Below are 15,697 nucleotides of genomic sequence, written 5' to 3' on the forward strand. Positions count from 1 at the left end.
GACCTCCGAAATTCTTGGGGGCTCAAACGGGGCGGCAATTCCCCTGCGATGGGGGAAAAGAGACCCCCCAACCGGCTAAGGCCGGGGGGCCAACGTCACCGCACGACGTCGAAACCATCACTACTCCCATACCTGGCGGGCCGGCCGTCATGAATCCGGCTCGTCAGACTTGGTAACCCTATTTAGCGAATGTCGTGCCAGCTCCTCGAAATTCTCAAAAATCGCTTTAAATCATGGCGATATCAAAAACAACCCGCCCCTTTGAGGAACAGGGCGGATGGCGCGGCCGGAACATTTTTGGGGGGAAAACCCACAAATTTGTCGCATAGGAACCAGCCCCATCCAGTCAGATTCCCAGCCACCGGCCCGACTAACGGATAGAAAAAGGGCGCCCCAGCGGGAGCGCCCTTTAAGGCTGAGGGAAGGCTTCCCCCGGTGGCGGCACTGCCCCCCGAAGCCTCCGACCTAGAACTTCACCGCAATATCTTCATCCAGAAGCATGTACTGGCAGGCCAGACGCCACACCGGGGCCACATCTTTCACTTCCAGATCGGCCAGATCGCTTTTTTTGATCTTGCCCGCCAGAACCAGGGCCACCTTTTCCTTTTCCGTCAGGTGGGTGGCCAGGGGCGGCTTGTGTCCCAGGGGCATGACCTGAACCGCACAGGAGCCGCAATTGCCTTCCTGACACTCAAAGTCAATGGGCAGCTTATGGTCCTTGGCCAATTGCAACAGGGTGCCCCGGGAACCGGTGACCGCATAAACGGTGACGTCTTTTTTCAGTTTCGGGGAAATGAAGGTTACGTTGGGCATGGAAGACTCCGCATAAAAAAGCCCCGCCCGGCCCCCCCAAAGGGGGCATGGGGGCGGGGCTGGGGGTTAGCGCACCACGTCGAAGCTGAGGCCCTTGGTATCTTGGTCCAGCACGTCGAAGATCTTGTCCAGAATCTTCACCAGCACATTCAGGCCGCCTTGGTAGCCCCAGATGGGGAAGCGGTGATGATGGTGCCGATCGAAGATGGGGAAGCCGATACGGATCAGAGGCACCCCCGTATCCCGTTCCAGGAACTTGCCGTGGGAGGAACCGATGAGGAAGTCCGTGGGTTCCGTGGCCATCAGGGAACGGAGGTGCCACAGATCCTTGCCAGCGTAGAGCTTGGCTTCCTTGCCGAAGGGGCTGGCTTCCAGCAGGGCATTCAGGGCGGCATCAAATTCCTTGGTGGAATTGGTCACCACGATGTGCTTGGGCTCGGCCCCCACTTCCAGGAGGAAGCTCACCAGACCGTAGACCATGTCCGGATCGCCGAACAGGGAGAAGGTCTTGCCGTGGAGATAGGCCTGGGAGTCGGCGATGGCATCCACCAGCCGGCCCCGTTCCTTTTCCAAGGATTCAGGGATGGGCTTGCCGGTGACCCGGGACACTTCCATAAGGAAGGCGTCCGTAGCCGTCACCCCGATGGGGTTGTGCAGGGCCACCACTTCCTGGCCCGCCGTCTTGATGAATTCCCCGGTCTTGGCGGTGCAGAAGCCTTGCAGCAGGAAGGTGGCCTTGGCGTTAATGGCCGCCTTACCCGCTTCGATGGTGGTACCCCCGTCGTACATGCGGAATTCCCCATCCGCCGGGGTATCGAACACATCGGAAGGATCGGAGAGCAGGGTGAAATCCACGCCCATCATGCTCAGCATGCGCTTGATTTCCCGATTGTTGCCCACGCAGTAGCCGTCAAAGCCCCCATTGACGTTGATGGCGTTGCTTTCCTTCCGTTCCTGACCGGCCCACAGGTTGGTCAGCATGCCCTTGAGCATGTTGTCGTAACCGGTGATGTGGCTGCCCACGAAGGAAGGGGTGTGGGCGAAGGGCACCCGGAATTCTTCCGGGATGGAACCCTTTTGCTTGGCGGTCTTGATGAAGGCGTCCAAGTCATCGCCGATCACTTCCGCCATGCAGGTGGTGGACACGGCAATCATCTTGGGCTTGTAGAGGGCGTAGGCGTTGGCCAGACCGTCCACCATGTTGTTCATGCCGCCGAACACGGCCGCGTCTTCCGTCATGGAGTCGGAAACGCAGGAGGAAGGTTCTTTGAAGTGGCGGTTGAAGTGGGAGCGGAAGTAGGCCACGCAGCCTTGGGAACCATGCACATAGGGCAGGGTGCCTTCAAAGCCGGAGGCGCACAGCACGGCGCCCAGGGGCTGGCAGGCCTTGGCCGGATTGACGGTCAGGGCTTCCCGCTTGAAATTGATTTCCCGGTATTCCCAGGACTTGGTCCAGGCTTCGGTTTCCTTCACCTTGTCGGCGCAGGGAGCCTCTTCGAAGGCCTTTTTCCGGGCCATCAGGTCCTGATACTCGGGCTGCTTAAACAGCTCGTTGTGGTCGAGCACTTTGTCAGCGGATTGCGGCATTTTGAATCTCCTTTTTACGCCCCGGGCGGTCATCCCCGCACCAATGGCGCTTCAAGTTTCCGACCGCTTCCTAACCCGGCGCTGCCAAGCGGCGGGCATGAAGGGCGGACTGGGTGCTGCGGGCGGCCGGGCTTATTTCTTCCAGGGCGCCTTGGTCATGGACCAGACCGGGCTGTTGATGGCCATGTCCATATCCCGAGCGAAGATGGCGAAGCCGTCATAGCCGTGGTACGGACCGGAATAGTCCCAGGAGTGCATTTGCCGGAAGGGCACACCCATTTTCTGGAAGATGTACTTTTCCTTGACCCCGGAACCCACCAGATCGGGACGGATTTTTTCCACGAACTTTTCCAGTTCGAAGCCATTCACGTCGTCATAGATCAGGGTGCCGTCTTTGACGTAGTGGGTGGTACGCTGGTAGTCATCGCCGTGGGCGAATTCGTAACCGGCCCCCACCACTTCCATACCCAGATCTTCGTAGGCGCCCACCACGTGACGGGGACGCAGACCGCCCACGTAGAGCATGACCTTCTTGCCGTCCAGACGGGGCTTGTACTTGGCGATCACCCCATCCACCAGGGGTTGATACTGGGCGATGAGCTTTTCCGCGTTTTCCTTGATCTTGTCGTCGAAGTGGGAAGCGATTTCCCGCAGGGAGGCAGCGATCTTGGTGGGTCCGAAGAAGTTGTATTCCACCCAAGGAATCCCGTACTTCTCTTCCATGTGCCGGCTGATGTAGTTCATGGACCGGTAGCAGTGGAGCAGGTTGAGCTTCACCTTGGGGGTCTTTTCCATTTCCTTCAGGGAACCGTCCCCGGACCACTGGGCGACCACGCGCAGGCCCAGCTGTTCCAGCAGGATGCGGGAAGACCAGGCGTCACCGCCGATGTTGTAGTCACCGATGATGGCCACATCGTAGGGGCCGGGTTCGAAGGCCTTGTTGTCCGCCTTGTCCAGGACCCAGTCCCGCACCATGTCGTTGGCGATGTGGTGACCCAGGGATTGGGAAACCCCCCGGAAACCTTCGCAGCGCACGGGCACGATGGTCTTGTTGCTTTCCTTACCCTTACGCTTGGCCACCGCTTCGATGTCGTCACCGATCAGGCCGATGGGACATTCGGATTGGATGGAAATACCGTTGGACAGGGGGAAGAGCTGGTTGATTTCATCGATCACCTTGTCCAGCTTCTTGTCGCCGCCGAACACGATGTCCTTTTCCTGGAAGTCGGAGGTGACTTGCAGGACGATGAAGTTATCCACCCCGGTGGTGCCGGAGGCGTAATTGCGCCGGGTGCCCCAGGAATACTGGCCGCAACCCACGGGACCGTGGGAGATGTGCACCATATCCTTGATCGGGCCCCACACCACGCCCTTGGAACCGGCGTAGGCGCAGCCCCGGATGGTCATCACCCCGGGCAGGGACTTGATGTTGGATTTGACGCCGCAGTCGGGCTTGCCTTCCTCATAGACGTTGAGGTGCTTGGCCCGCTTTTTCGCCGCCTTTTCCGGGTAGGCTTCCAGGACTTCCTGGATCAGCGCTTGATTGCGCGTTTTATCGTCGAGTACCGCACTCATGTGATTCTCCTAAATGCTGTGTAGCCTGCGGGGGCGGCGCCAAGAGCCCGCCCCCCGGGGGATTAGGCGGCGCTCTTGGCCTTGCCGACGACGGATTCGTCGTCCCGTTGCATGATGCCGAATTCCAGCAGCAGGTCTTCCAGTTCGTCCATGGAGATGGGGGTGGGGATCACGCCGTTGCCCTTGTTGGCATGGACCTTCTGAGCCAGGGTCCGGTATTCGGCGGCCTGGGAGCATTCCGGGTCGTATTCCAGCACGGTCATACGGCGCAGTTCCGCGTGTTGCACCACGTTGTTACGGGGCACGAAGTGGATCAGTCTGGTGCCCAGCTTCTTGGCCAGAGCGTCCGCCAGTTCGTATTCCTTGTCGGTCTTACGTTCGTTGCAGATCAGACCGCCCAGCCGCACGCCACCGGCGTTGGCGTACTTCAGAATGCCCTTGGAAATGTTGTTGGCCGCGTACATGGCCATCATTTCCCCGGACATAACGATGTAGATTTCCTGGGCCTTGTTTTCCCGGATGGGCATGGCGAAACCGCCGCATACCACGTCACCCAGCACGTCGTAGGAGACGTAATCCACGCCTTCGTAGGCGCCGTTTTCTTCCAGGAAGTTGATGGCCGTGATCACGCCCCGACCAGCGCAGCCCACGCCAGGTTCCGGACCGCCAGATTCCACGCAGCGGATGTCCCGGTAACCCACCTTGAGCACGTCTTCCAGTTCCAGGTCTTCCACGGAACCGGCGTCAGCGGCCAGGGACAGCACCGTGTCCTGGGCCTTGGCGTGAAGAATCAGACGGGTGGAGTCGGCCTTGGGGTCGCAGCCGACGATGAGGATCTTTTGGCCCATTTCCGCCAGGGCCGCCAGGGTATTTTGGGAGGTGGTGGACTTACCGATGCCACCCTTGCCGTAGAAGGCGATTTGACGCAGGTCACTCATTTCATTCCCCTCGATGGTTGAAGTCACAAACTATTCCCGGCGGTGCCAGGCTCGACCTCCTTATCGCAAGGGCTGTGCCAACCCTAAAAACATTCATTACGTCATTGTTTTTATTGAATTAATTTAGATACCCCCAGGGTTTTTACACGTGTTGTGAAAACGACAATGGCCGAAATGCCATGTCGTAAAGACCGCATAGGCAACCCTGGTTTCCTTTGCGACAAAAGGCGCCAGGGCCCCATTCCCCACCTGAGGAATAAATGTTGCTTATGGAATGGCAATGGACGCCATTTCCCAATTTCCTGTCGGTCACAGCACCAACCTAGTGGGATTGCCCACCGGGCTGCTGGCCAGCGCCGCCTTTAACGACTATCCCCAGCCCCTGCACATTGCCGGGGTTCGGGAGACCAACCCGGCCCTCTTCCGTATGTTGGAAGACGCCACCTGTCGGGACGAGGGGGCAGAGGCTTTCGAGAAGTACATGATGGCGGTGTTCGGCATTCAACCCGCCGCCCCGGGCCGGCCCCTGGTGCCCCACCGCTTCCGCTCCAGCTACCGGCTCCTGCTCCAGGGCTGGGGCTTCGACGCCAACGGGCCCCAGGGGGCGGTGCTGAAAGGCTGGGTGGAAAGCCGCTTCGGTCTCATGCCCACCTTCCACAAGGAGGCCCTGGGCCACTACCCTTCCGCCGCCTGGATGGCCTATGTGGAAGAAAAGATGAATGGCCGCTATCACAACAATTCCATCCACCTCCAGCTGGACCTTTTGTATGAATTCGGCCAATGGATGATGGAGCACTACTGGCTGCCCGGGCGCCAGCACCTGACCCTTTACCGGGGCGTGAATGACCTGGAAGAACACCAGATCATTGAGCGGGTCAGCAAGCGGGAAGCCATCGTGCGCCAGAACAATCTGGTCTCCTTTTCCGAAAGCCGGGAGGTGGCGGATCAGTTTGGCGACACCATCCTGGAAGTCCAGGTGCCCCGGGTGAAGGTGCTGTTTTTCCACGGACTCCTCCCCGGAGCCTTTCTCAGCGGGGAAGGAGAACATCTGGTGCTGGGGGGGGATTACCGGGTGCGGATGACCTATTTTTAAAGGCGGCTCGGCCCAAACCGGACCGCTAAGGAGAAATGTCGTGTTTCTGACCAGTCGCCGGAAAAAGGCGGACGATCTGCTGCGCCGGGCCCGGGGCGCCTACCTGGCCTTTGCCTGCGGCGACGCCCTGGGGGCCACGGTGGAATTCCTCACCGCCGGGGAAATCCGCGCCCAATACGGGGTACACCGCCATCTGGTAGGAGGCGGCTGGCTGCGCCTGAAACCGGGCCAGATCACGGACGACACCCAGATGAGCCTGGCCCTGGGGGATGCCCTGGTGGAAAAAGGGGACTGGGATCTGCCCTGCATCGCCGACCACTTTCTCGCCTGGCTCAAAACCAAGCCCATCGACGTAGGCAACACCTGCCGTCGGGGCATTACCCGTTATATGCGCCACGGCACCCTGGAATCCCCCTACAGCGACGGGGATGCGGGCAACGGGGCGGCCATGCGCAATCTGCCCGTCATCCTGGCCAGCCTGGGGGACGATGATGCCTTTGCCCGCTGGACCCTGGCCCAGGCCCATTTCACCCACAACCATCCCCTGTCTGACCTGGCCACCCTGACCCTGGGCTGCATGACCCGGGCCCTGCTGCTCGGGGAAGGCAAGACTAAGGCCCGGTCCATTGCGGACGCCCTAGTGGCCGGGCACCGAAATTTCCGCTTCGATCCCTACCCCAAGCGCTGCACCGGCTATGTGGTGGATACCCTGCAAACCGTCTGCCATTGTTTCTTTAATACGGACAGCCTGGAAGAATGCCTGGTGGAAACGGTCAATCTGGGAGGGGATGCGGACACCAACGGGGCCATCGCCGGCATGCTGGCCGGGGCCTACTACGGGGAAGAAGCCCTGCCTTACCGCTGGATGCGGCGCCTGGACCGGCCGGTGCAGGCCCATATCGGCAGTCAGGTGGACGGACTGCTGGCCCTGGCCTGGTCCCGGGCCACCGGGCCGAAAAACAAGAGCTAAGGCCCCCCGGGAGCCGGGGTTAAGGCCGCCTAGGCCCGCCCCTGGCCCCTCCGCCCCATTCCCCGGCCCCCGGCCAATGGGGTATGGTTACGCTTATTTCATTTTTCCCCTCGCCCATGGCCCACGCCGACAACACCCAACACGAAGTCTTCAACCAGCTCGGGAAAATGACCCGAAACCTGCACAAAACCCTGGGCGACCTGGGGCAGGACAACACCCTGGAAAAGACCGTGGCCGAAATCCCGGATACCCGGGAGCGCCTCAACTACGTTTTGACCATGACCGAGCAGGCCGTATCCCGGGTGCTCAATGCGGTGGATGCCATCAGCCCCAGCCAGGATCAGATGCAGACCCGGCTGGCGGCCCTGGAAAAGGCCTGGGCCCAATGCGGCGACGGAGACCAGTTGCCGGCTCCCTGGCGGGATGCCCTGGCCCAGACCCGGGGCTTTTTTGCCCAATTGGACCAGGAAGCGGCCAACAACAAGGCCCAGCTCACGGAAATTGTCATGGCCCAGGAATTCCAGGATGTGACCGGCCAGGTCATCAAGAAAATTGTGGATCTGGCCCAGGACATGGAAAGCCAGCTACTGTCCATCCTGGCCCGCACGGCACCCAAGGATTTGGCCAAGCCCGCCAAGACGGAAACGGGAGCCAGCCCCCTGCTCAATGGCCCGGCCATGGCGTCGGAAAAGGAAACCCAGCAAGCCCTGGGCTCCCAGGCGGAGGTGGACAGTTTTCTCGACAGCCTGGGGTTTTAGGCTGTGCAGACGGAAGACCTGGAAAAGCTGGTACGCCTAGCCATGCCCTTCGGCAAGTACAAAGGGCGGGTCATCGCCGACCTGCCCGGCAATTACCTTAACTGGTTCGCCCGGGAAGGTTTTCCCCCCGGGGAAATCGGCCGACTTCTGGCCCTCATGCAGGAAATCGACCACAACGGCTTGAAATCCCTGCTCCTGCCCCTGCGCCGGGGCAGCTAGGGCCCTTCAGGCGATCTGGAAACAACTCCCCATTTCCCCGTCATCCCCCAGCCGGGCCAGTTCCCGGCGCACATGGCGACGCAGATCGCTCCCCGCCTCCACTCCATCCCGTAGCACCACTTCCCAGCCCTCGGCCCCGGGGTGGATGTCCGCCAGGGTTTCCGCCAGGATTTCCGGCACCCCGTCTTCCAGACCGTAATAGCGCTCGATCCACCGCAGGCGGTGAAACGGTAGGGCGGCCAGGCGTTCCGCCTGCTGGGCCAGGGCGGCGGCAATCACCCGGTCCATGGCCCAGGCCATGGACACCCCCGGGTTTTCCGGAAGCTCATGGCAAACCACCATCCAGCTGTCCGGCTCCATCCCGGGGATGAGGGAGAGGCCACACAGGCCCGGACGCCCCCGGCGGTCGCGAAAATGGACGAAATCCACGGACCGGGTCCTCAGCGGTCAGGCCAGGACCGCACTCAAACCGCTCACCACCTGATCCAGGGGCTGATCCACCACCCGAATGCCCTGCTCCCGAATAAAGCGCAGCTCGTTCTTGGTGAGCTCCCCTTCGGGCAGCACCGCGTAATGGGGCCCGGCGGAACGCTTCATCACCTGACGGGCGTAGCTACGGGACAGCTGATCCCGAAAACGGCAGCCGAGGAAGAGGAAACCACAGTGACTGCGCCGCTCCTGCACCGTGGTGGGGATAGGGGTCTGGATGTCGATTTCCGTCAGTACTTCGACAAAATCCGAATCGGAAATGATGAAATTACCTTCCGGCTGCACCGATCCCAGGGGCTTGTAGAGCACGGTATGACGGCTTTCCAGGGCGCTTTCCGGCAGGGTCGCCCCGTCCGGGCCATAGCACCGGTACCAGCTATCCCTTACCTCGGCCCGGCTCACCCCTTGGATCTGGCCCCAATCATCCCCACCCAAAACCGTGGGCAGGGCGCTGTCGTAATTGGTATCCACCATCAGGGGCGGCGCCAGACGGGCCAGCAACCGGTACAGCTCAGGGGGCTCCGCCGGGGTGGCGTAGGCTTCCAGCATGAGCTTTTTCAGGGTTTTACGGTGGCGGAAGTTCTCAATGTACTGGGCCGCCGCCGTGGGGTTACGCCGAATGCGGGAAGGCACCGTGGCCCGTTTGGAGAGAAAGGTGGCCAGGGCTTCCGGCGCAATGGGCAGGCTTTGGTTGTCCGGCGCCAGCAGCAGGGCCTCGGGCCCCAGGTAGGGGGCCAGGGCCCCACTTTTCAGGCCTTCGGCCAGCGTCGTCAGCAGGGCGTCGCTCATGGCGTTCCCCCTCAGGCTTCTTCTAGCTTACGGGCTTCCACGGTGACGGGCATCGGGGTGGTTTCCGCCATGTCCGGCAGAGCCAAACGCCAGCCGTTACCCAGGGTGATCACACCGCCCCAGAGGGTCGCCTTTTCCGTGGCCACCACGTCCTGTTCCAAATCCTTTTTGGGCACGTAAACCGACAGATTGCCGTTCTTATCCTTGCGCAGGGTGATTTTCACGATGCCCTCTCCTGTGATGTCCAACGATTCGATTTCGCGTCCCTTCATGCCGACCAGGCAACCCCGGTCCACAAAGTCCACGCCGTAGATGTAAAACTGTTGCAGGAAGGAGCCGATGCTGGCGACGTAGCCCACATCCCCCTTCTTCACCAGTACTTCGCCGATCTCCCGGCCCGGGTAGGTGCCATCGTTACGAATATGGCGCCGAGCCCGGACCTTTTCCCCGTAGGTGTAGGCGGGGGGACCGTCCAATTCCACGATATCGCTGTCCCGGGCAAACATGGGCTTACCCCTTGGTCTGGTTGCAGGTACCGGTGGGAGCGGCTTCCCGCTTCATGAAGGTCACTACGCCCACCCCGGGAGCACCGCCAGAAGTGGCGCCACAGCCGCAAACATGGGGGGCCGCCGGATTGTCGAAAACCAGTCCGCCGACGGTGGCGCTTTCCCGAAAATCAATGGTGCAGCCGGTGAGCAGGTTGCAGGATTCCGGGGTGAGAAAAAGCAGGGCGCCGTTTTGCTCGATGATGGTGTCCCCGGCCTGGGGCTGCTCTTCCACGGTAAAGGAAGAATCCAGGCCGGAACAGCCGCCGGGCTTCACCGTAAGGCGAAAGCCGGCGGCGGCGGAGCCTTCACCGAAACGCACCATCCGGCGCATGTATTTGGCCGCACGGGGTGTGATGGTTACGCACATGGCTCGCTCCTAGAAAAGGGCTTAGGCTTGGTAACGGGGCACGCTCTTGTCCACCACAATGCAGTCCGCCGGGCAGGCGGCCAGACATTGGGGATCGTCGTAGTGGCCGATGCACTCGGTGCACTTGTCGGCTTTGATGGCGAACAGGCCGTTCTTTTCGTAGATGGCGTCGTTCGGGCATTCGGATTCGCAGGCGGCACACGCGGTGCAAGCGGAAGCGTTGATTTTGTAGGCCATGATGATCTCCTGTCGTTGGCTGACGTTGTAAGAATTAGGCGGCTTGGCGTCCCTTATCCCCGGCCTTGGCCGCCAGATGGCGTTGGAACCAGGCGAGAATGGACGCTTCGATGTATTCGTGGGCGAAGTCCTGGACCGGCTCAATGCCCGCTTCTTCCAGCTCTTTCATGGGGCAATGGCCGATCTTGGCCACCAGTACGGCGGCGCAATCCTTGAGGGAATCCAGAATGGAAGGCATGGCTTCCTCTTCCTCGTAGCCCCCGGCACAGTAGTGGTCCACCTTGCGGTGGCCGATGAAGCGCACCCCGGCGGCGGAAGCTTCATAAATCTGGAATTCGCTGGCGTGGCCAAAGTGCTGGTTGATGCGCCCGCCCCCCTTGGTAGCCACGGCCACCAGAGCCCGGGCATCGCCCACCACGGCCTGAAGTTGTTGGCGAGCTTCCGCTGCCTGCTGATCGGCCCTTTCTTTTTCCACGTAGGCCCGATAAGCCTCCCGGGCGGCCGGATCGTACTGCACGGTACGGGTTTCCAGCTTGTCCGTGGTGAATTCCTGGCTCCGGTCTTCCCCCAGCATCCCCACGGCGTCGGCCCGGCACTGGCGGCAGTGGCGCATGAGGCGCATATCCCCTTCCAGAGAATCCTGAAGGGCCTGCAATTCCTGGGGCGTGGGGCCCCGCTGGCCGTTCAGGCCGTAATAGGTGCCATGGGCCGGGTCGGAAATGAGGGGCATGATGTTGTGCAGGAAAGCCCCCTTGGACTTCACCACCCGGTTCACCTCTTTCAGGTGCTCATCATTGATGCCGGGGATGAGGACCGAATTCACCTTCACCAAGATGTCCGCTTTTACCAGCATTTCCAGGCCCAGCATTTGCCGTTCGTGGAGGATGCGGGCCGCTTCCACGCCGTGGTAGCGCTTGTGGTTGTAGAAAATCCAGGGGTAAATCTTGGCGCCCACTTCCGGGTCCACCATGTTGATGGTGATGGTGACGTGATCCACGTTAAAGCGCTTGATGGTTTCCACGTAGTCCGGCAGGGCCAGGCCGTTGGTGGAAAGACAGAGCTTGATGTCCGGCGCCGTGGCCTGGATCAGCTCAAAGGTGCGGAAGGTCTTGGCCGGATTAGCCAGGGCATCCCCCGGGCCGGCAATGCCCACCACGGAGAGCTGGGGAATTTCGGCGGCCACGGCCAACACCTTTTTCGCGGCCTGGTCCGGCGTCAGCTTTTCGCTGACCACCCCGGGGCGGCTTTCATTGGAACAGTCGTATTTCCGGTTGCAGTAGTGGCATTGAATGTTGCAGGCCGGGGCCACCGCTACGTGCATACGAGCGTAATGGTGATGGGCCTCCGTGCTGTAGCAGGGGTGGTCCTTGATCTTGGCCCAGATATGCTCGGGGAGCGTCCCGGCACCTTCCTGGGAGCCACAGCTTCCGGAGCTGCATCCCCCGCTGGTGGCGGGGCTGCTGGCGGCGATGGGAATCACCCGCATCGGGCGGGCCCCGGGTTCTGCTTCCAGACGGTTTTCCGGCATGGTCGGCTCCATAAACATGCCACGCCACTGCGCGGCTTGCTTTCCTTAGAGCAACCCATGTGCCAGGGCCAATTTTCTCTTGTTAATTCCTTATTTATCAATGAATTGACGAGCGCTTCCCGGCGGATTCCCCTGTGTCGTGCTTACGACGTCCCTGTATCGAAGCTGACAAAGGCCCGGCCGCCCCCCGCTTTTCAAGGAAAGGCCGGAAATGGCCGTCCTTCCTGGCTTTTAAGCCAATTGGCCGGATTGGCACAATTCTCGCAAATGGGGAACAGAAACGTTCCTTTTTCTTTCTACGAGGCCATCATGACCCAACTCTTTACCGCACTGGCAGGCAAGCTGTTGTCCCCCACCTTCAACGGTCCCACCGGCAAGTCCAATCGCTTCGGCTTCCGGGGCGAGCTGGGCTTGAAATTCCCGGAAAGCATGGCCGGGGAAGCCCGTCCTCCCCTGGTTAAGGCCGACCAGGTGATCTTGGCCGCCGAGGGCGATAAGCTGGTATTTTTCGCGGCCCACGTGGATTCCCTGGCCGAGCTGGACCTGATCATGGACACCCTGGGGGACGGCCTCAACTCGGAGGGAAAGTACTTCCTCTTTGCTGGTAACGTGGATTTCTCCAAGAAGTACAAGGTGGAGGTCAAGGGCATCCCCTGGCATGTGCTGCCCCTGGACGAAGCCACGGTGTGGAATGAAACCCTGGATCTGCTCTACCTGGAACGGAGCGACCTGAAGCGCCTGTCCCCGGAAGCCAAGGTGGATGCGGTGGTGGATGCTGCCCTGGCCTATAACGGCAAGCTGCCCGAAATCCCCTACAGCCAAGCCCTGGCGGAAATGGGGCCGGTGAAGGTGGCGGAAAACCGTCCGGTTTAAATCACTCGTTAAGGAGAACGGGCCATGGCCCTGGTGGTGTTTTACGAAAAACCCGGTTGCGGCGGCAATGCGCGACAAAAAGCCCTGCTCACCGCAGCCGGCCACCAACTGGAGGTGCGCAACCTGCTCACCCATCCCTGGACGGCGGCCACCTTGCGGCCCTTCTTCGGCACCAAGCCGGTTAAGGACTGGTTTAATCTTTCCTCGCCCAAGGTGAAAAGCGGGGAAATCGATCCGGCCAGCTTTTCTCCGGAGGAAGCCCTGGCCCTGATGGTACGGGAGCCTCTGCTCGTCCGCCGTCCCCTGATGCAGGTGGGGGAGGAGCGGCGCAGCGGCTTCGATGGTGCAGAGGTAGCCGCCTGGGTCGGTCTTGGTGACCAGGCGGTGCCGGAAGATATCGCCAGCTGTATGAAGGGCCACGCCCATACCCCGTGTCCTGAGCCTGAACCCTAAAGGACTGCTCTTCCGACCATGCCTAGTCGGGTTAGAGGTTGGTCTACGAGAAAAGGGGGCGCCGGAAAGCGCCCCCTTTTTCTATGGGGCTTATAGCCGCTTAACCTCGATGTTGTACTTCTTCAGGGCATAGCCAATCTGACGGGGCGTGAGATTGAGCATTCGGGCCGCTTTAGCCTGGACCCAGCCACACTTTTCCATGGCATCCACAATCCGGTCCCGCTCACTCATGAACAGGGGATTGTTTTCCCCTTCCAGCACTTCCAGATCCCCGTCTGCCGCTTCCCCTTCCCCCGCCACCGGCGGCATCCCCATGGGAGGTGGGCTGGGCATGGTGGGGAAAGAAGGAGCCCCGGCGGGCCCACCATGGCTCATATCGATAATGGGATGGCAGGCCCGGGTGGAGGCGGATTCCAGGAGCACGGAGGAAAAGCACTGTCCCTTCTGGCAGCGCATATCCACTTCCCGGATTACCGCTCCCCGGGTCATGGTGGCGGCCCGCTCCACACAGTTTTCCAGTTCCCGTACATTTCCCGGCCAATTGCACTGGAGCAGAATTTCCAGGGCCCCCGGGCTCATGGCCAGCTTGCGCCCATTTTCCCGATTGAAGCGGGTCAGGAAAAAATCCACCAGTAGGGGGATATCTTCCTTCCGTTCCCGTAAGGCCGGTAAAAATATGGCCACCACGTTCAGGCGAAAATAAAGGTCGGCCCGGAAGTCCCCCTTCTGAACCATTTCCTCCAAGTTCCGGTTGGTCGCGGCCACCAGACGGAAATTGGCTTTCAGGGTCTTGTTACCCCCGACCCGCTCAAATTCGTGTTCCTGCAACACCCGGAGTAGTTTGGCTTGGAAGGAGGGGGAAACGTCGCCGATTTCGTCGAGAAACAGGCTGCCCCCGTCCGCCATTTCAAAGCGGCCCTTGCGCTCCGAAGTGGCACCGGTAAAGGCACCCTTTTCGTGACCAAACAGCTCGGATTCCAGCAGAGTTTCCGGCAGAGCCGCACAGTTCACCTTGATGAACGGACCTTTGGCCCGGGGTGACAGGTAATGGATGGCATGGGCAATGGCCTCTTTCCCTGTCCCCGACTCTCCCCGCAACAGGATGGTGGAGTTGCCTGGGGCCGCCTGATGCACGTCGGCAAACACTTCCTTCATGCGCCGGGAACGGCCAATGACGTTTTCCACATCATAGTTGGACTGAAGCTGCTTCTGGAGCCGATGGGTATCCAGAATGAGCTGTTCCCGCTCCGCCGCAATCGCCCGGTGCAGCTTTAGGGTTTGGCTCATCAACCCCGCCACCAGGGTCAGCAGGCGCACATCCCGGTCAAAGCCAATGGGCCCCTGGGTATCCGGAGGACGATCTACGCTGAGGATGCCGATAATTTCCCGGTTATCCTTGATGGGCACAGCAATGAGGGCCACTCCCACACAGCGGCTCAAATCCCGGCCGGTGCGATTGACGAAGAGGGAATCCCGAGTGATGTCCGGCACCACCATGGGGGAACCGGTACGGATAATCTGACCGGCCACCCCGGTCTCCGTATCCAGCACAATGTCCTCATCCTCGGCGAAGGGGACCCCGGCCGCACCAACCACGTGCAACTTGCCCTCTTCTTGCACCAAGCTAACCACCCCGTGCTGCATCCCCAGGTGGGTCAGCATCACATTGAGGGTTTCCCGCACCGCCCGCTGGAAATCCAGGGAGGCAGTCAGGATTTTGCTGATCTCATAGATGGTTACCAGCTCGAGATCCGCACTGCGATCGGCCAATTCGGTTGCCATTTGCTTGCTCCTGGAGCGCTGCGATAACTTACCCGCACCGATTTCTTGTTTTAGTTGGCTATAGAGAGGCAAGAACCACACCAATCCAGGGTATTTATCCCTGGTATTAGGGATTTTTATCCAATAACGCCCTTTAAGCCGGATGGAACAGGGGTATCCAGTTGAGCAAGCAGATAACGGAGGGGGGGGGGTGGCAGCGGGGAGCGTGACGGCGAAGGCAGCGCGGAGCACGGCGAAGAAAGCGTAAGCCAAGGAATAGGAAGAAATAGAACCCGGCGGAAGCCGGGTTTTTTTATGGGGGAGGCTGGGGGAGCAAGTAGGAAGGAGGCACAGGCTACGGAGAGAAGGGAAGGCTAGAGAGGGGGAAGCGGGGAGTTTTCCCCACCGGAGGCCGGGAGCCCGCAGACGATATGCCTAGGCAGCAAGGAAACAAGGAGAGGGAGGAAGGTAAAGCGAGGAGAAACGAGTAGGGGAGATACAAAAGTAAAAGCCCCCGCCAAGAGAATGGCAGGGGCTTTTGAGGAGGAGCCTGGCGGTGACCTACTTTCGCACAAGAGATATGCACTATCATCGGCGCAACTCCGTTTCACGGTCCTGTTCGGGATGGGAAGGGGTGGGTCCGGAGCGCTATGGCCGCCAAGCGTAACTTGTCCGTGCTCCGCTGGGCGGGGCACGCAA

The 15,697-nt window shown here is 60.7% G+C and carries 17 protein-coding genes and 1 rRNA gene; 6 read left to right on the plus strand and 12 right to left on the minus strand.

Annotation, left to right across the window (positions count from 1 at the left end; translation table 11 throughout):
- Nucleotides 1–465 precede the first annotated feature (465 nt).
- The 4 genes from Azoinq_RS06050 to nifH form a co-directional block, all read right to left on the minus strand.
- Nucleotides 466–813, minus strand: coding sequence for a 2Fe-2S iron-sulfur cluster-binding protein (locus Azoinq_RS06050; RefSeq protein WP_216131001.1), 348 nt, complete (start codon nucleotides 811–813; stop codon nucleotides 466–468).
- Between the two features lie 66 nt (nucleotides 814–879).
- The gene (nifK, locus tag Azoinq_RS06055) at nucleotides 880–2,400 is read right to left on the minus strand and encodes a nitrogenase molybdenum-iron protein subunit beta (protein WP_216130998.1); all 1,521 of its coding nucleotides are present in this window, start codon (nucleotides 2,398–2,400) and stop codon (nucleotides 880–882) included.
- Nucleotides 2,401–2,532: 132 nt separating this feature from the next.
- A complete protein-coding gene (nifD, locus tag Azoinq_RS06060; RefSeq protein WP_216130995.1) occupies nucleotides 2,533–3,975 on the minus strand; it encodes a nitrogenase molybdenum-iron protein alpha chain in 1,443 nt (480 codons plus the stop codon).
- A 62-nt stretch (nucleotides 3,976–4,037) separates the two neighbouring features.
- Nucleotides 4,038–4,913 carry a nitrogenase iron protein gene (gene nifH / locus Azoinq_RS06065; protein ID WP_216130992.1) on the minus strand — a complete coding sequence of 292 codons (876 nt, stop codon included), beginning with the start codon at nucleotides 4,911–4,913 and terminating at the stop codon, nucleotides 4,038–4,040.
- A 280-nt stretch (nucleotides 4,914–5,193) separates the two neighbouring features.
- Here nifH and Azoinq_RS06070 point away from each other — a divergent pair, with 280 nt between their 5' ends.
- The 4 genes from Azoinq_RS06070 (at nucleotide 5,194) to Azoinq_RS06085 (ending at nucleotide 7,953) form a co-directional block, all read left to right on the plus strand.
- On the plus strand, nucleotides 5,194–6,006 hold the full coding sequence (locus Azoinq_RS06070) for an NAD(+)--dinitrogen-reductase ADP-D-ribosyltransferase (RefSeq protein ID WP_216130988.1): 813 nt from the start codon (nucleotides 5,194–5,196) through the stop codon (nucleotides 6,004–6,006).
- A 40-nt stretch (nucleotides 6,007–6,046) separates the two neighbouring features.
- Nucleotides 6,047–6,976, plus strand: a complete 930-nt coding sequence (gene draG, locus Azoinq_RS06075; RefSeq protein ID WP_232368573.1) for an ADP-ribosyl-[dinitrogen reductase] hydrolase — start codon at nucleotides 6,047–6,049, stop codon at nucleotides 6,974–6,976.
- Between the two features lie 116 nt (nucleotides 6,977–7,092).
- The gene (locus Azoinq_RS06080) at nucleotides 7,093–7,734 is read left to right on the plus strand and encodes a protein phosphatase CheZ (protein WP_216130985.1); all 642 of its coding nucleotides are present in this window, start codon (nucleotides 7,093–7,095) and stop codon (nucleotides 7,732–7,734) included.
- A 3-nt stretch (nucleotides 7,735–7,737) separates the two neighbouring features.
- A complete protein-coding gene (locus Azoinq_RS06085) occupies nucleotides 7,738–7,953 on the plus strand; it encodes a DUF3820 family protein (RefSeq protein WP_216130982.1) in 216 nt (71 codons plus the stop codon).
- Nucleotides 7,954–7,959: 6 nt separating this feature from the next.
- Here Azoinq_RS06085 and Azoinq_RS06090 read toward each other — a convergent pair whose 3' ends face one another.
- Genes Azoinq_RS06090 through nifB form a run of 6 tightly spaced genes read right to left on the minus strand, consistent with a single transcriptional unit; the run spans nucleotide 7,960 to nucleotide 11,911 of the window.
- Complete coding sequence (locus tag Azoinq_RS06090; RefSeq protein ID WP_216130979.1) at nucleotides 7,960–8,382, minus strand: hypothetical protein; 423 nt, start codon at nucleotides 8,380–8,382, stop codon at nucleotides 7,960–7,962.
- Between the two features lie 18 nt (nucleotides 8,383–8,400).
- Entirely contained in the window at nucleotides 8,401–9,231 is an 831-nt protein-coding gene (locus Azoinq_RS06095; protein ID WP_216130976.1) for an SIR2 family NAD-dependent protein deacylase, read from the minus strand.
- 11 nt (nucleotides 9,232–9,242) lie between these two features.
- A complete protein-coding gene (nifT, locus tag Azoinq_RS14825) occupies nucleotides 9,243–9,737 on the minus strand; it encodes a putative nitrogen fixation protein NifT (RefSeq protein WP_232368574.1) in 495 nt (164 codons plus the stop codon).
- 4 nt (nucleotides 9,738–9,741) lie between these two features.
- Nucleotides 9,742–10,146 (minus strand): HesB/IscA family protein, encoded by a 405-nt coding sequence (locus tag Azoinq_RS06110; RefSeq protein ID WP_216130973.1) that lies wholly within the window; start codon nucleotides 10,144–10,146, stop codon nucleotides 9,742–9,744.
- Between the two features lie 21 nt (nucleotides 10,147–10,167).
- A complete protein-coding gene (locus tag Azoinq_RS06115; protein WP_216130970.1) occupies nucleotides 10,168–10,383 on the minus strand; it encodes a 4Fe-4S binding protein in 216 nt (71 codons plus the stop codon).
- A 34-nt stretch (nucleotides 10,384–10,417) separates the two neighbouring features.
- Entirely contained in the window at nucleotides 10,418–11,911 is a 1,494-nt protein-coding gene (nifB, locus tag Azoinq_RS06120; protein WP_232368575.1) for a nitrogenase cofactor biosynthesis protein NifB, read from the minus strand.
- Nucleotides 11,912–12,220: 309 nt separating this feature from the next.
- Here nifB and Azoinq_RS06125 point away from each other — a divergent pair, with 309 nt between their 5' ends.
- Nucleotides 12,221–12,784: a hypothetical protein gene (locus tag Azoinq_RS06125; RefSeq protein ID WP_216130967.1), complete on the plus strand. Its 564-nt coding sequence runs from the start codon at nucleotides 12,221–12,223 to the stop codon at nucleotides 12,782–12,784.
- A gap of 24 nt (nucleotides 12,785–12,808) precedes the next feature.
- Complete coding sequence (locus tag Azoinq_RS06130; protein ID WP_216130965.1) at nucleotides 12,809–13,237, plus strand: ArsC/Spx/MgsR family protein; 429 nt, start codon at nucleotides 12,809–12,811, stop codon at nucleotides 13,235–13,237.
- A 90-nt stretch (nucleotides 13,238–13,327) separates the two neighbouring features.
- Here Azoinq_RS06130 and nifA read toward each other — a convergent pair whose 3' ends face one another.
- Nucleotides 13,328–15,019 (minus strand): nif-specific transcriptional activator NifA, encoded by a 1,692-nt coding sequence (gene nifA / locus Azoinq_RS06135; protein ID WP_216130962.1) that lies wholly within the window; start codon nucleotides 15,017–15,019, stop codon nucleotides 13,328–13,330.
- A gap of 527 nt (nucleotides 15,020–15,546) precedes the next feature.
- Nucleotides 15,547–15,660, minus strand: a 5S ribosomal RNA gene (rrf, locus tag Azoinq_RS06140).
- Nucleotides 15,661–15,697 lie beyond the last annotated feature (37 nt).

The sequence above is a fragment of the Azospira inquinata genome, assembly GCF_018905915.1.
Classification (GTDB): Bacteria; Pseudomonadota; Gammaproteobacteria; order Burkholderiales; family Rhodocyclaceae; genus Azospira; species Azospira inquinata.

Excerpts from the sequence above, each read along its gene's own strand:
- Azoinq_RS06050 (WP_216131001.1), bottom strand. The coding sequence starts at position 813 with ATGCCCAACGTAACCTTCATTTCCCCGAAACTGAAAAAAGACGTCACC.
- nifK (WP_216130998.1), bottom strand. The coding sequence starts at position 2,400 with ATGCCGCAATCCGCTGACAAAGTGCTCGACCACAACGAGCTGTTTAAG.
- nifD (WP_216130995.1), bottom strand. The coding sequence starts at position 3,975 with ATGAGTGCGGTACTCGACGATAAAACGCGCAATCAAGCGCTGATCCAG.
- nifH (WP_216130992.1), bottom strand. The coding sequence starts at position 4,913 with ATGAGTGACCTGCGTCAAATCGCCTTCTACGGCAAGGGTGGCATCGGT.
- Azoinq_RS06070 (WP_216130988.1), top strand. The coding sequence starts at position 5,194 with ATGGACGCCATTTCCCAATTTCCTGTCGGTCACAGCACCAACCTAGTG.
- Azoinq_RS06080 (WP_216130985.1), top strand. The coding sequence starts at position 7,093 with ATGGCCCACGCCGACAACACCCAACACGAAGTCTTCAACCAGCTCGGG.
- Azoinq_RS06095 (WP_216130976.1), bottom strand. The coding sequence starts at position 9,231 with ATGAGCGACGCCCTGCTGACGACGCTGGCCGAAGGCCTGAAAAGTGGG.
- nifT (WP_232368574.1), bottom strand. The coding sequence starts at position 9,737 with ATGTTTGCCCGGGACAGCGATATCGTGGAATTGGACGGTCCCCCCGCC.
- Azoinq_RS06110 (WP_216130973.1), bottom strand. The coding sequence starts at position 10,146 with ATGTGCGTAACCATCACACCCCGTGCGGCCAAATACATGCGCCGGATG.
- Azoinq_RS06115 (WP_216130970.1), bottom strand. The coding sequence starts at position 10,383 with ATGGCCTACAAAATCAACGCTTCCGCTTGCACCGCGTGTGCCGCCTGC.
- nifB (WP_232368575.1), bottom strand. The coding sequence starts at position 11,911 with ATGCCGGAAAACCGTCTGGAAGCAGAACCCGGGGCCCGCCCGATGCGG.
- Azoinq_RS06125 (WP_216130967.1), top strand. The coding sequence starts at position 12,221 with ATGACCCAACTCTTTACCGCACTGGCAGGCAAGCTGTTGTCCCCCACC.
- Azoinq_RS06130 (WP_216130965.1), top strand. The coding sequence starts at position 12,809 with ATGGCCCTGGTGGTGTTTTACGAAAAACCCGGTTGCGGCGGCAATGCG.
- nifA (WP_216130962.1), bottom strand. The coding sequence starts at position 15,019 with ATGGCAACCGAATTGGCCGATCGCAGTGCGGATCTCGAGCTGGTAACC.